9 protein-coding genes and 1 pseudogene are annotated in these 14,530 nt (G+C 73.1%); 5 read left to right on the forward strand and 5 right to left on the reverse strand.

Features of this window, described 5'->3' with window-relative positions; translation table 11 throughout:
• Positions 1-498 precede the first annotated feature (498 nt).
• Entirely contained in the window at positions 499-3,354 is a 2,856-nt protein-coding gene (locus OG550_RS07615) for a DEAD/DEAH box helicase (protein ID WP_327683728.1), read from the reverse strand.
• Between the two features lie 262 nt (positions 3,355-3,616).
• On the opposite strand from OG550_RS07615, the gene OG550_RS07620 reads away from it, so the two are divergent.
• Complete coding sequence (locus OG550_RS07620; protein WP_327675891.1) at positions 3,617-3,991, forward strand: hypothetical protein; 375 nt, start codon at positions 3,617-3,619, stop codon at positions 3,989-3,991.
• A 37-nt stretch (positions 3,992-4,028) separates the two neighbouring features.
• Positions 4,029-4,385, forward strand: a pseudogene (locus OG550_RS07625) (ArsR/SmtB family transcription factor); the annotation flags it as partial.
• Positions 4,386-4,615: 230 nt separating this feature from the next.
• Here the strand turns inward: OG550_RS07625 and OG550_RS07630 are convergent.
• Complete coding sequence (locus tag OG550_RS07630) at positions 4,616-5,815, reverse strand: aminotransferase class V-fold PLP-dependent enzyme (RefSeq protein WP_327675893.1); 1,200 nt, start codon at positions 5,813-5,815, stop codon at positions 4,616-4,618.
• Between the two features lie 93 nt (positions 5,816-5,908).
• Here OG550_RS07630 and OG550_RS07635 point away from each other — a divergent pair, with 93 nt between their 5' ends.
• Together OG550_RS07635 and OG550_RS07640 are read left to right on the forward strand one after the other, a co-directional pair.
• Positions 5,909-8,002, forward strand: coding sequence for a S9 family peptidase (locus OG550_RS07635; RefSeq protein WP_327675895.1), 2,094 nt, complete (start codon positions 5,909-5,911; stop codon positions 8,000-8,002).
• Between the two features lie 130 nt (positions 8,003-8,132).
• Complete coding sequence (locus tag OG550_RS07640; RefSeq protein ID WP_327675897.1) at positions 8,133-8,630, forward strand: RICIN domain-containing protein; 498 nt, start codon at positions 8,133-8,135, stop codon at positions 8,628-8,630.
• 22 nt (positions 8,631-8,652) lie between these two features.
• Here OG550_RS07640 and OG550_RS07645 read toward each other — a convergent pair whose 3' ends face one another.
• Both OG550_RS07645 and OG550_RS07650 read right to left on the reverse strand, forming a co-directional pair.
• Positions 8,653-9,717, reverse strand: coding sequence for an LLM class flavin-dependent oxidoreductase (locus OG550_RS07645; RefSeq protein ID WP_327675899.1), 1,065 nt, complete (start codon positions 9,715-9,717; stop codon positions 8,653-8,655).
• 85 nt (positions 9,718-9,802) lie between these two features.
• Positions 9,803-10,336, reverse strand: a complete 534-nt coding sequence (locus OG550_RS07650) for a MarR family winged helix-turn-helix transcriptional regulator (protein ID WP_327675901.1) — start codon at positions 10,334-10,336, stop codon at positions 9,803-9,805.
• Between the two features lie 257 nt (positions 10,337-10,593).
• Here OG550_RS07650 and OG550_RS07655 point away from each other — a divergent pair, with 257 nt between their 5' ends.
• Positions 10,594-12,969, forward strand: coding sequence for an immune inhibitor A domain-containing protein (locus OG550_RS07655; RefSeq protein ID WP_327675903.1), 2,376 nt, complete (start codon positions 10,594-10,596; stop codon positions 12,967-12,969).
• Positions 12,970-13,060: 91 nt separating this feature from the next.
• On the opposite strand, the gene OG550_RS07660 is transcribed toward OG550_RS07655, so the two are convergent.
• Positions 13,061-14,515: an MFS transporter gene (locus tag OG550_RS07660; RefSeq protein WP_327675905.1), complete on the reverse strand. Its 1,455-nt coding sequence runs from the start codon at positions 14,513-14,515 to the stop codon at positions 13,061-13,063.
• Positions 14,516-14,530: the final 15 nt, after the last annotated feature.

Below are 14,530 nucleotides of genomic sequence, written 5' to 3' on the forward strand. Positions count from 1 at the left end.
GGCACCCCGCACCGAGGCCCCGGACCACCGACCGGCCCGGCCCCGGCCGGCTTTCCGCACACGCAGTGACGCGCCTCTCCCCAGCGCTCACACAGGCGAGACCGTCCGCGGCCTACCCCGAGCGGTTCTCGGGATAGGCCGCGGCTGCCTGCTGTCCGGCGACCCTGCTCGCGCAGCCGCCGGATCCGGCCTTCGGCAGAGGGACCGGCACCACCGTGCGCAGGAAGTCGGACCGGCCGACCTCCTGTGCACGCCCCACGTTCGCCCGGGAGCTCAGAGGCTGAACAGTGAGGGGCGGAAGGCTGGGAGTCGGGCGGCCCTCGCTCGGGTCGAGCGAGGGCCGCCGAGAGCAGGGCCCATCAGTCCGGACGTTCCCGGGCGACGGCCTGCGGCTGTGCAGGGGGAAGGGCACCCTGAGCGCAGGAACAGCCCGGACAGCAGGGTGCCGGCCTTCGAGACGGGTCTCGAAGGCCGGCACCAGAACTTCGAGCGCCGGGGTCAGCTCACCGAGGAGTAGGCGATGATGCCGCGGCGCAGGCCGTCGACCGCCTTGCGGGCGGTCTTGCGCAGTTCGGCGTCCTCGCCCGCGGCGTCCTGGATCTGGCCGAGCACGTCGATCAGCTGCTTGGTCCAGCGGACGAAGTCGCCGGCCGGCATGTCGGCGTCGCGCAGGACCTGGTCCAGCGAGTGGCCGAGGGCCCAGCGGTAGGCGGCCCAGGCGAAGCCGAGGTCCGGCTCGCGCTGGCCCACGCCCTCCGCGGTGTTGATCCGGTGCTGCTCCTCCAGGGCGTCGAGGTGGCCCCAGATCCGGACCATCTGGCCGAGCGCCTCCTTCGCGCCGCCCTCGGGGACCCGGGGGGCGGTGGCGTCGTCGGACTGGCGGGACTCGTAGACCAGCGCCGAGGCGCAGGCGGCGAGTTCGGCGGCGGCGAGGCCGCTCCAGACGCCCTCGCGAATGCACTCGGAGGCGAGCAGGTCGAGTTCGCCGTACAGCCGGCCGAGCCGCTTGCCGTCGTCGGTGACGGTGTCGCCGCTGAGGTAGCCGAGGTCGGTGAGCAGCCCGCAGACGCGGTCGAAGGTGCGCGCGATGGTGTGGGTGCGGGAGCGCATCTTGCGCTCCAGCATCTCGGTGTCCCGGTGCAGCCGGTGGTAGCGCTCGGACCAGCGGGCGTGGTCCTCGCGCTCGTCGCAGCCGTGGCAGGGGTGCTGGCGCAGGACGGCGCGGAGCCGGGTGATCTCGGGGTCGTCGGCGGCGGCCGCGCGGCCCTTGCGGAACCGCTCGGGCTCCAGGTGGCCGGCCTTGGTGCGCAGCGCGGAGGCGAGGTCGCGCCGGGACTGCGGGCTGCGCGGGTTGAACGACTTGGGGATGCGCAGCCGGTCCATGGCGACGACCGGGTGCGGGAAGTCGATCATGGCGAGCCGCTTGACCTGCCGCTCGGCGGTGAGCACCACCGGGCGCGGCCCGTCCTGGTAGTCGGGGTGGCGGGGGCCGCCCCGGGGCGAGCGGCTGACCGGCGGCAGGCCCGGGTCGAGGACGAGGGCGAGGCCGGCGAACTTGCCGGTGGGGACGTGGATGACGTCGCCGGGCTTGAGCTGCTCGATCGACTCGACGGCGGCGGCGCGGCGCTGGCTGCTGCCCTCGCGGGCGAGGTCGTTCTCGCGGTCCTTGAGCTGCCGGCGCAGGCCCATGTACTCGTCGAAGTCGCCGAGGTGGCAGGTCATGGACTCGCGGTAGCCGTCCAGGCCCTCCTCGTTGCGCTGGACCTGGCGGGCGATGCCGACCACCGAGCGGTCGGCCTGGAACTGCGCGAAGGACGTCTCCAGCAGTTCGCGGGAGCGGTGCCGGCCGAACTGGGAGACCAGGTTGACGGCCATGTTGTAGGACGGCCGGAACGAGGACTTCAGGGGGTAGGTGCGGGTGCCGGCCAGGCCGGCGAGCGCCTCGGGGTCGAGGCCGCGCTGCCAGAGCACGACGGCGTGGCCCTCGATGTCGATGCCGCGCCGGCCGGCCCGGCCGGTGAGCTGGGTGTACTCACCGGGGGTGATGTCGGCGTGGGTCTCGCCGTTCCACTTGACCAGCTTCTCCATGACCACCGAGCGGGCAGGCATGTTGATGCCGAGCGCCAGGGTCTCGGTCGCGAAGACGGCCTTGACGAGGCCCTTCACGAAGAGCTCCTCGACGACCTCCTTGAACCGGGGCAGCATCCCGGCGTGGTGGGCGGCGATGCCGCGCTCCAGCCCGTCCAGCCACTCGAAGTAGCCGAGGACGTGCAGGTCCTCGTCCGGGATGTCGGCGCAGCGCTCCTCGACGATGGCGCGGACCCGGCCGCGGTCGCCCTCCTTGTTGAGCCGCAGGCCGGAGGAGAGGCACTGCTGGACGGCGGCCTCGCAGCCGGCCCGGCTGAAGATGAAGGTGATGGCGGGCAGCAGGCCCTCGGAGTCGAGCCGGTCGATGACGTCGACGCGGCCGGGCGTCCAGACCTTGCCGGGGCGGCCGTTCGGCATGGAGCGGCCGCGGCCGCGGCCGAACCGGTCGCGCGGGTTGCGGTCCAGCTCGGAGCGGGCGAGGCGGACCAGCTCGGGGTTGACGGCCTTGGCCGGGTTGCGCGGGGCGTCCTTGGGGCGGCCGTCGCGGTCCGGGTTGGCGAACAGGTCGTACATCCGGTTGCCGGCCATCACGTGCTGCCAGAGCGGGACGGGCCGGGTCTCGGAGACGATGACCTTGGTGCCGCCGCGCACGGTGTCCAGCCAGTCGCCGAACTCCTCGGCGTTGGAGACGGTGGCGGAGAGGGAGACCAGGGTCACCGACTCGGGGAGGTGGATGATGACCTCCTCCCAGACGGCGCCGCGGAAGCGGTCGGCGAGGTAGTGGACCTCGTCCATGACCACGTAGCCGAGGCCGTCGAGGGTGCTGGAGCCCGCGTAGAGCATGTTGCGGAGCACCTCGGTGGTCATCACCACGACCGGGGCGTCGCCGTTGACGGTGTTGTCGCCGGTGAGCAGGCCGACCTTGGCCGCGCCGTAGCGCTTGACCAGGTCCCCGTACTTCTGGTTTGAGAGCGCCTTGATCGGCGTGGTGTAGAAGCACTTGCGCCCGCCCTGGAGGGCGAGGTGGACGGCGAACTCGCCGACGATGGTCTTGCCGGAGCCGGTGGGCGCGGCGACCAGGACGCCCTCGCCCGCCTCCAGGGTCCGGCAGGCCTCCAGCTGGAAGTCGTCCAGCGGGAAGTCGTAGAGCTGCTGGAAGCCGTACAGGGCGGTGGCCTGCTCCTTGGCCCGCGCGCGGAAGGCCGCGTACGCCTCGGCAGGGTTGAGCTCCCGGTCGTCGGAGGGCTCGGGCTCAGGGTTGTTCATCGCCGTCCGGGGGTCGTTGGTGTGATCTCGCATCTCAGCCAGAGGTTACCCGGCAGGACTGACATCGATAGCACCGTTTTTCCCGGCCGTCGGATCAGATCTCTCTCACATCCATAGTTGCAAATGTCTTCAACTGATCGGAAAGGCGTCGACTTCGAAAGTCTCCGGTCATCCCCGGTGCCAGGCCGTCCGGCCTGCCTACATTCGGTGTCGCGGCCGGCACCCACCGTCCGCATCCACCGGACGCACGGGAGGAAAGACGATGGCGAACCTGGAGACCTCGCTCAAGGAGGCCATGGCGATCGACGGCGCGATCGGCGTCGCCCTGGTCGACTACGGCAGCGGCATGGCGCTCGGCACCCTCGGCGACGGCGGCGAACTGGACCTCAACGTCGCCGCCGCCGGCAACACCGACGTGGTCCGGGCCAAGATGCGGGCGATGGAGCTGCTCAACCTGCACGACAACGAGATCGAGGACATCCTGGTCAGCCTCACCAGCCAGTACCACCTGGTCCGCCCGCTCACCACGCAGAGCGGCCGGGGACTGTTCCTCTTCCTCGCGCTCAACCGCAACCGCGCCAACCTGGCCATGGCCCGCCACCAGCTGAAGCGGATCGAGGTCACGCTGGAGATCTGAGGAACCGGAACGGACTGCACACCAGGGAGGGAGCGCTGTGGCGGTCGCGCTGTACCAGGCCAAGGCCGAGTTCTTCCGGATGCTCGGCCATCCCGTCCGGATCCGGGTGCTGGAGCTGCTGCAGGCCGGACCGACGCCCGTCCGCGACCTGCTCGCCGAGCTGGCGGTCGAACCGTCCAGCCTCTCCCAGCAGCTCGCGGTGCTGCGCCGGTCCGGCATCGTCACCGCCACCCGGGAGGGCAGCACGGTGGTGTACGCGCTCGCGGGCGGCGACGTCGCCGAGCTCCTCCGGACGGCCCGGCGGATCCTCACCGGCCTGATCTCGGACCAGAGCGTGCTGCTCGCCGAGCTCCGTGCCGCCGCCGACCCATCACCCGCCCGACCCGACGGCGCGGACGGCACCGCCGGGCCCGGCGGCTCCGACGGGCCCGGCGAGGACGACGGCGAGGACGACGGCGAGGACCGCAACGCCGACACGGTCGACGCGGTCGGCGACGGCGCGGAGCGCGACCGGCCGGCCGGTCACGGCCCGTTCCCCGAGCAGGGCCGGCCCGGGGAACGGGACCGGTACGACGAGCCCGTCGGCCGGGCGTCCGGGCGGCCGACCGGTCCGCCCTGCCCCGGCTAGGACGTGCCCGACGCGCCCGACGCGCCCCGGCCCAGCACCTCGGCCACCCCCGAGGCCAGCACCTCGTACTCCTGCGCCCGGTTGTACACCTGCGCGCTCACCCGCATCACCCCGCCGCCGGGCCACGGCCGCGCCACCGTACGGACGGCGTGCCGCCGCCACAGCGCGGCCATCAGCTCCTGGGCCGCCGGGAGCGTCTCGGCCACGCCCGGCGGCAGCCGCAGTGCGCGCATCGCCACCCCGGCCGAGTGCGGCAGCGGGGCCAGTCCGGCGCGCTCGGCGAGCAGCGCGGCGCCGTACGCGGCGAGCTGCTCGTTGTGCCGGCGGACCCGGTCGGCGCCGAGCCCGTCCAGCAGGTCGAGGCCGGCCGGGGCGGCCAGGTACGGCGTGTAGTCGCAGGTGCCGCGCCACTCGACGTTGGACGGGAAGCCCTGGTGGTCCTCCCAGGAGAGGATGAGCGGGCGGATCTTGCCGGTCCACTCGGGGCGGACGACGAGGGCGCCGGTGGCGCGCGGGGCGAAGGCCCACTTGTGCAGGTTGCCGAACCAGAAGTCGGCGTCCGCGGGGACCGGACCGGCCAGCATGCCGGGCTCGTGCGCGGCGTCCACCACGGTGGTCACGCCGCGCCCGCGCAGCGCGGCGAGCAGGTCGGGGGTGGCGACCCGGCGGGCGGTGGTCGAGGTGATGCCGTCGAGCACGGCGAGCACGGTGCGGTCGGTGACCTCGGCCAGGACCGCCTCGCGGACGGCGTCCCCGTCCGGGGTCCCCAGCGGCAGGGCGACGGTGCGCAGCTCGGCTCCGGCCTGCTCGGCGCGGCGGCGGACGGCCTCGGTGACCGTGCCGTAGCCGTGGTCGGTGACCAGGATCCGGTCGCCGGGGGCGAGCGGGACGTTGGCCAGGGTGACGGCGATCGCGTCGGTCACGTTGGGGACGAGGGCGAGCCGGTCGGCCCCGGTGCCGAGGGCGGCGGCGATCCGGGCGCGGGCGTCGGCGACGCGCTCGGGCAGGTCGCCGAAGAAGCCGTCGGGGTCGGCCTCCTGTTCCTCGTGGAGCCGCCGCTGGAGCCGTTGGACCGGAACGGGCACGGAACCGAAGGAGCCGTGGTTGAGGTGGGCCACCGTCCGGTCCAGTGAGAACAACTCGTCCGTTCCGGGCAGTGGTTCGGGGGGTAGGACGGTCCTCGGGTGCTCGCTCACCGCGTCTCCTCCTGCTTACGCATCAATGTGGTGTGTGACATTTCACATGTCGCCCTACTGGTCCGCGAGCCTCCGCACGGCGACCATCGGGCGGTGACCATCACCGACCCCTACCTTTCCCTCAGCGCCCGGACCGGCCGCTTCGGCTTCGGTGCCCCGCGAGCGATCTCGCTCAACCAGGACGGTACCCGGCTCCTGCTGCTCCGCTCCACCGGTCCCGAGGACCCGGTCGACCGCCTCCACCTCCTCGACCTGACCACCGGCGAGGAGCGCGAGGTCGCCGACCCGGCCGCGCTGGCCCCCGGCCGCACCGGGGACCGGGACGACCTTCCGGCCGTCGAGCGCCGACTGCGCGAGCGGACCCGGCTCGTCGCCGCCGGCATCGGCACCTACGCGGCCACCGCCGACCTGGCCGTCGCCGTCTTCGCCCTGGACGGCCGGCTCTTCCGCACCGACACCGCCACCGGCCGCACCGAGGAACTCCCCACCGCGGGCCCCGCCTTCGACCCCCGCCCCGAGCCGGCCGGCGAGCGCGTCGCGTACGTCGCCGACGACGCCCTGTACGTCACCGCCGCGCCCGGGCAACCGGCCGCCGAGCCGCTCCGGCTCAGCCCGGAGGACGGCGCCCGCTGGGGTGTCGCCGAGTTCGCCGCCGCCGAGGAGCTGGGGCGCAGCCGCGGCCACTGGTGGCGCCCGGACGGCGGCGCGCTGCTCGCCGCCCGGGTCGACGAGTCCGCCCTGCCGGTGCTCCACTTCGCCGACCCGGCCCACCCGTCCCGCGAGCCCGAGCACTTCGCCTACCCGCAGGCCGGCGGCCCCAACGCCGACGTCCGGCTCTGGGTGCTCGGCCTGGACGGCACCCGCACCCGCCTGGAGTGGGACACCGAGGCCTACCCCTACGTCTGCGCCGCCGAGTGGGACGGCGAGGACGAGCTGCTGATCACCGTCGCCGACCGGCTCCAGCAGAACGTCCTGCTGCTCGGCGCCGACCCGGCCACCGGCAGCACCCGCGAGCTCTCCCGCACCACGGACGAGTTCTGGGTCGACGACCTGCCCGGCACGCCCGCCCGGCTGGCCGACGGCCGGCTGCTCACCGTGCACGACACCCCCGAGGCCCGGGGCCTGGCCCTCGACGGCAAGCCGCTGGACACCACCGGCCTGCAGGTCCGCCGGGTGGTCGGCCGGCTGGGCGGCCGACTGCTGTGCGAGACCGGCGAGGACGACCCGTTCGACCAGCACGTCCACCTGGTCGACCCGGACGGCGGGGCGCCCGAGCGGCTCTCCGACGGCCCCGGCCTGCACTCCGCGGTGGCCGCCGGCGAGACCGTGCTGCTCACCTCGGCCGGGCCGGACGGCGTCCGCCGCCGGACGCTCGGCCCCGGCGGCGGGCTCACCCTGGAGGACCGCTCGGCCGCGCTGCCGTACCGGGTCGAGCCGCAGCTCGCCCGCGTCACCGAGCGTCGCCTGCCCACCGCCGTGGTGTACCCGCGCGACCACGTCCCCGGCCGCCGGCTGCCGGTGCTGCTGGACGTCTACGGCGGGCCCGGCTACCAGGCGGTGGCCAACGAGCCGCGCCGCTGGCAGCTCAAGCAGTGGTGGGCCGACCAGGGCTTCGCCGTGATCACCACCGACAACGGCGGCACCCCGTTCGTCTCGCCCGCCTTCACCCGGACGATCTTCCGCCGCTTCTCCCAGGTGGCGCTGGACGACCAGGTGGACGCCCTGCACGCGCTCGCCGAGCTCCACCCCGACCTCGACCTCGACCGGGTCGGCGTGCGCGGCTGGTCGTACGGCGGCTACTTCGCGGCGCTGGCCGTGCTGCGCCGCCCGGACGTCTTCCACGCCGCCTGCGCGGGCGCGCCGCCCACCGACTTCCGGCACTACGACACCGCGTACACCGAGCGCTACCTCGACCTGCCCCAGGAGAACCCGGACGGCTACGCGGCGGACTGCCTGGTGGACGACGCGCCCGGACTCTCCCGGCCCCTGCTGCTGATCCACGGCCTGGCGGACGACAACGTGCACCCCTCGCACACCCTGCTGCTCTCCCAGGCGCTCACCCGGGCGGGCCGGCCGCACAACCTGCTCGCCCTCCCGGGCATCACCCACATGACGCCGGGCGGCGTCAACGAGCAGCTCTCACAGGCTGAACTCTCTTTCCTGCGAGGTGCGCTGGACATCGAGTAGACCGCGGATCCGGTCTTCGGCGCGGAATCGGCACCTCCTCTGCCGATGGCCGCGCCGACCTCCTAGGGTTCCCGGCGGGCGCCCCGAAGGTGCGCCACGGGTACGTCAACCCCACTCCACCGGAGGAACGTTGAACACCTCACGCCTGCTCGGAACCCGGCCGGCCCGGACCGCCGCCGCGACCTTCGCGGCCCTCGCGCTCTCCCTCGCGGCGGCGGGCACCGCCGGTGCCGCCGGCACCGGAACGACCGGCACCGTCTACTCCTACGCGCTGAAGAACCACAACACCGGCCGATGTGTCGACGACAGCTGGGGCGCCGGGCTGCGCGCCTTCGCCTGCAACGGCCTCAACTACCAGAACTTCAACTTCTACAAGCAGGCCGACGGCACCTGGGTCCTGCAGAACCAGAACACCGGCCGCTGCGTCGACGACAGCGGCGCCGCCGGGCTCCGCGCGTTCGGCTGCAACTACCTGGACTTCCAGAAGTGGCGGCTGACCTACCCGAGCGGCGGCGGCGCCGTCTACCAGAACGTCAACACCGGCCGGTGCATCGACGACAGCGTCGGCGTCGGCCTGCGCGCGTTCGCCTGCAACGGCCTGAACTACCAGACCTTCGACTTCGTGTGACCCGCCCGCGCGGGCCGGCGGCTCACACCGCCCCCGCCCGCTCCGGCCGTTCGCCGGACGGGACCTCGTCCAGCGGGCGGCTCGGCAGCTCCCGGCGGAGCACCGGGGCGATCTCGGAGAAGAACAGCTCCAGGGTGCCGAGGTAGTCGGCGCGGTCCAGCACCTCGCCGTCGACGTGCAGGTGCAGCAGCTCGTGGCCGAACCGCGCGTGCTGCCCCAGCACCTTCTCGATGATCTGCTGCGGGCTGCCGACCAGCACCGAGCCGCGTTCGACGAAGTCCTCGACCTCGTCGAACCGGAGCGTGCCGCCGTCGAAGGCCCGGTTGACCTTCAACCGGGCCTCGAAGACCGGGCGGTAGCGCGCGACGGCCTCCTGCGAGGTGCGGGCGCCGAAGTACCCGGCCGTCCCCGCACCGACCAGCGCGCGGGCCGGGTCGTGCCCGTACGCCGCCCAGCGCTCCCGGTAGTGCCGGACGATCGCGGCGTACGGGTCGATCGGGCCGGCGCCGTTGGGCGTGAACACCGGGTCCCCGTGGCGGGCGGCGAAGTCGGCGGACTCCGGGTTGTGCCCCGCCCCGTGCCAGATCCGGATCTCCCGCTGGTAGGGGCGGGGCAGCGGCTCGGCGTCGGTCAGCGAGCGGCCGAGCCTGCCCTCCCAGCTGACCTTCTCCTCGCGCCAGAGCCGCCGGAACAGCTCGTAGTTCTCCTGGAGCAGCGCCCACTGGTTCTCCTTGGTCACCCCGAACAGCCGGGAGGAGCGCGGGTAGGCGCCCTTGGCGACGATCAGGTCGAGGCGGCCCTCGGCGAGGTTGTCGAGGGTGGCGTAGTCCTCGTAGGCGCGCAGCGGGTCGAGCATGCCGAGGGTGGTGACGGCGGTGAAGAGCCGGATCCGCTTGGTGACGGCGGCGATGTGGGCGAGCAGGACGGGCGGTGCGCTGGAGACGGCGGGGCGGTCGTGGCGCTCGCCGATGCCGTAGGCGTCGAACCCCAGCTCCTCGGCGAACACGGCGTAGTCGACGAGTTCGCGGAGCTGTTCGCGGTCCGGCTTGGACTGGTCCGGGACGTGGGGCAGGAGCAGGAAGCGCATGGCGGTCCCCCCTGGGTGCCATCGGGTTGATGTGTCAACCCCAGCATGGGCGTGCGGGGTTGACACGTCAACCCGCTCGGGGGTCTCAGCAGGCGGGCCCCTCGCCCGCCGGCCCGGCCGGCACGCCGCCCGGCTCCCCGCCCGCCGCGCCGGCCGCCTCCTCGCCCTTCAGGCCGGCCAGCAGTACGGCCGATATCCCGATCAGGTCGGCTCGCTGACGATCCGTCAGCGGATCGGTGAGCCAGCGCCGGATGTGCGCCGCACGGCGCGGCAGGGCGGCGGTGACCGCGGCCCTGCCCCGATCGGTGAGCGCGATGACGGCGCCGCGCTCCTCGCCCGGACAGGGCTCGCGGGCGACCAGGCCGCGGCCGGCCATCCTTCCCAGGTGGTGGTGCAGCCGGCTCTTCTCGAACTGGGTGACCCCGCTCAGCCGGTACTGCCGCAACCGGCCCCCGGGGGCGGCCAGCAGGGCCTGGAGGATGGCGAGGTCGGGCTCGGAGAGGCCGGTCTCCTGCTGCAGCTGCTGGGCGAGGCGGCGCCAGAACAGCACCTGGGTCTCCAGGAACCCGGTCCAGACCTCGTCCTCGTGCTCGTCCAGCCACTCCGCCCGCTCACCCATGCGGCCGATGCTACCGATCACCCGCCCACCGCCACCGCCCGCGATCACCGCCCGCCACCGCCGCGCATGCCGTCCCCGCCCCCGCGCATGCCGTCACCCCGCACCACCACCCCGCACCACCACACGGCATCACCACGCCGCACCTCCCGGACGCCGCCGCCCCGGCGTCATCCTCCGGCATCTTCCGTGTGACCCATGACATGTGAAATATTACCTGCGCTCACCAGACCACCCACCGTCCGGAAAGGACCGGTCAGTTGCGCAGACTGTCCGCGGTACTCGCGGCCGCGCTCACCACGAGCGCGATAGCGGCCACGCTCCTCGGCTCCCCAGCCCAGGCCGCTCCCCCCACCCCCTCCTTCACCATCTCCGCCGAGAACGGCGACAGCGCCGAGGCCGGCGGCGCCGAGGCGCCGTCCGGCCCGCTCGCGCCGCAGGAGCGCGAGCGCCAGTCGCTCCGCACCAAGGCGCTGGAGCAGGTCAACAAGGGTGCCGTGGCGAAGACCTCGGACCGGCGGGCACCCGCCAAGGTCCGGATCGGCAACGACTACGTCCAGCTCGCGCAGCAGCGCAAGGACAAGGTCTTCGTCATCCTCGCCCAGTTCGGCGACGAGGTCGACAACACCACCCAGTACAACGGCCAGCCGCGCTACGGCGGCACCCCCGGCCCGAAGCACAACGCCATCCCGAAGCCCGGCAAGAGCGACAACCACACGCTCTGGACCGAGGACTTCAGCCGGAACTACTACCAGAAGATGTTCTTCGACGACTCGCCCGGCGCGGTCTCGATGCGCAACTACTACCGCACCCAGTCCTCCGGCCGGTACGACATCGAGGGCACCGTCAGCAACTGGGTGACCCTCCCGTACAACGAGGCCCGGTACGGCAGCAACAAGGGCCCGCAGGGCTCCGGCGCCTGGACCCAGGGCCAGGAGTTCATCCGGGACGCGGTCAAGGCCTGGTACGACGGCCAGATCGCCAAGGGCCGGTCGGCCGCGGACGTCAAGGCCGAGCTGGCCCAGTACGACGTCTACGACCGCTACGACCACGACAAGAACGGCGAGTTCGGCCAGCCCGACGGCTACCTCGACAACGTGATCGTCGTGCACGCCGGCGTCGACGAGACCTGGGGCGGCGGCGCCCAGGCCGCCGACGCGCTGTGGGCGCACCGCAGCTGGACCTTCCCGGACCCGACCGGCCAGGTCGGCCCGGAGGGCAACAAGATCGGCGGCGCCCCGGTCGGCGACAGCGGCCTGTTCGTCTACGACTACGTCCAGGCCGGCGAGAACAGCGGCGTCGGCCTCTTCGCCCACGAGTTCGGCCACAACCTCGGCCTGCCCGACCTGTACAGCACCTCCGGCGGCGACAACAGCGTCAACTTCTGGTCGCTGATGTCCTCCGGCTCGTACCTGGGCAAGGGCAAGAACACCACCGGCGGCTACCCCGGTGACCTCGACGCCTGGAGCAAGCTGCAGTTCGGCTGGCTCAACTACGACGAGGCGCAGGCCGCCACCCGCTCCAGCCACGCGCTCGGCGTCAGCGGCTACAACACCGACCAGGCCCAGGCCGTCCTGGTCCACCTGCCGGACGGCACCACCAGCACCGACCTCGCCGACCCGCGCGAGGGCGCCAAGCAGTGGTGGAGCGACCAGGGCGACAACCTGGACAACGCGCTGGCCCGCGAGGTCGACCTGCGGTCGGTGACCGGCCCGGCCGCCCTCGACGCGGCGGCCTGGTACGACATCGAGCAGGACTACGACTTCCTCTCGGTCGAGGCCTCCACCGACGGCGGCAAGAGCTGGAAGCCGCTCGGCGGCACCGTGGACGGCGCGCCGATCGGCAACACCACCGCCAACACCCCCGGGCTGAGCGGCACTTCGGGCGCGTTCCGGCAGCTGCACATCCCGCTCGACGCCTACGCCGGGCAGAACGTCCGGGTGCGCTTCCACGTCACCTCGGACGGCAACACGCACGGCAAGGGCGTACTGGTCGACGCGGTGAAGATCACCGCCGGCGGCACCGAGCTGTTCGCCGACGGCGCCGAGAACGGCCTCAACGGCTGGACCGCCACCGGCTTCAACGTCGTCACCGGCCGCACCGCGGTCAAGCAGCACCCGCGCGCCTACCTGGTCGAGAACCGCCGGTACACCGGCTACGGCGCCTTCCTCAAGACCGGCCCGTACAGCTTCGGCTACACCGGTGTCGAGGGCAAGAAGGACATCGTCGACAACTACCCGTACCAGGAGGGCGTGCTCGTCTGGCTCTGGGACACCGGGTACGGCGACAACAACACCAAGGACCACCCGGGCGGCGGCCTGATCCTGCCGATCGACGCCCACCCGGCGCCGATCCGGTTCGCCGACGGCACGCTGGTCAACGGCCGCGCGCAGACCTACGACGCGACCTTCTCGCTCCAGCCGACCACGGGCTTCACCCTGCACAAGGCCGGTGTCCCGGTCCGGATCGGCTCCAAGCCGGCCGTCCCGGCCTTCAACGACCGGACCGGCGTCTACAGCGACCCGGCCACCCCGCAGCTGGGCGTGAAGGTCCCGGACACCAACACCAAGATCGAGGTGGTCCGCGAGTCCCAGGGCGGGAAGATCACCACCGTCCGGGTGGGCCCGGCGTCCTGACCCCGGCGCCCTGACGCCGGCCCCCGCGAAAGACAGGTAGGCCGCCCCGGCTCTCCCCCACACGGAGAACCGGGGCGGCTCCGCGCGTGACCTACCGCGCCTTCCGAAGGCTCATTGCGGCGGTGACCACACCGAACACGGTGAGCCCGCCGAGACCGAAGACCATGTACCGGGCCGCGTCCAGCCGCGAGTCGCCGCCGATGCTCACCAGGGTGCCGGCCAGCGCCGAACTCACCGAGTAGGCGATCAGCTGGGTGGTGTTGAGGCCCGCGGCGGCCTTGGAGCCCTCCACCTCGTCGTCGGTGCTGCGCATCGCGGACACGCTCAGGTGCGGGAAGGCCACCCCGATGCCCGTACCGCCGACGATCAGCACCGCCGCCCAGAGCAGCACCCGGCCGGTCGACGCCGAGCCCGTCTGGAGCAGCCCGTAGGCCAGCAGCCCGGCGGTGAGCACCGCCGGCCCGATCCGGATCGCGAGTTCGCGGGCCCGCGTCGAGTCCATGTTCACGCTGAACAACTGGGCGGACGTCCAGCCGGCCGACACCGTCGCCCCGAGGAACCCGGCCGCCAGCGGGCTCAGCCCGCCCAGCTCCTGGCCGAACAGCGGGATGAAGGTCTCGGTCATCACACCCGCGCAGTAGACCGCGACGGTCAGGTAGATCCACTTGAGGTGGTTGCCGCGCCGGTAGGTGAGCTTCGGCAGGACGGTCGCCGAACCGCCGCGCTCGGCCAGCACGAAGCCGGCCAGCAGCACCAGGCCCGCGCCGATGCAGAGCGCCGTCGCCCAGCCGCGCGGCACGGTCGAACTGATGCTGAACGCGGCCGCCGAGAGGGTCAGCAGCACCAGCGAGGGCAGCGGCAGCGGCTCGGTGTGCTGCCCCGTGCCGGTCGGCCCCGGCAGCGCGCGGCGGGCCAGCACGGCCAGGACCACCGCGGCGACCAGCAGCAGCACGTACGCCCCCCGCCAGGCCCCCAGCTCGGCGAAGAGCCCCCCGAGCGACGGTCCGACCAGCGTGCCGACCCCCCACATCGCCGAGACCAGACCGGCCGCGCGGGTCCAGAGCCGCTCGGGCAGCGCGGTGCGGATCACCGCGTAGCCCAGACCGGCCACCAGCCCGCCGCCGAAGCCCTGGACCACCCGCCCGATGATCAGCGTCTCCATCGACGGGCTGGCCGCGGTCAGCGCCGCGCCCGCCCCGAAGACCAGGAACCCGGTCAGGTAGGCGCGGGAGGCGCCCAGCCGCGCCAACAGCCGGCTGACCAGCATCGCGGCGATCACGGCGGCCATCAGGAAGCCGGTGGCGACCCACGCGTAGTACTTGGCGCCGCCGATGTCCTCCACGATCGAGGGCAGCAGGGCGGCGGTGAAGTAGAGGTTCATCGCGTACAGGGCGACGCCGCCGGCGAGGATCGACGCCGAGGCGGCGAACCGTCGCGAGAACAGTTCGCCCCAGCCGCCGGAGGACTCCGGCGGCGCCGCCTCCGGAGAGTGAACTCCCTGTTCGGAGGCGGCGGAGGCGGTCTGCGCTTGCGGGGATTCGGTCACGCTTCGGTACGCTAG

This window comes from Kitasatospora sp. NBC_00458, assembly GCF_036013975.1.
Classification (GTDB): domain Bacteria; phylum Actinomycetota; class Actinomycetes; order Streptomycetales; family Streptomycetaceae; genus Kitasatospora.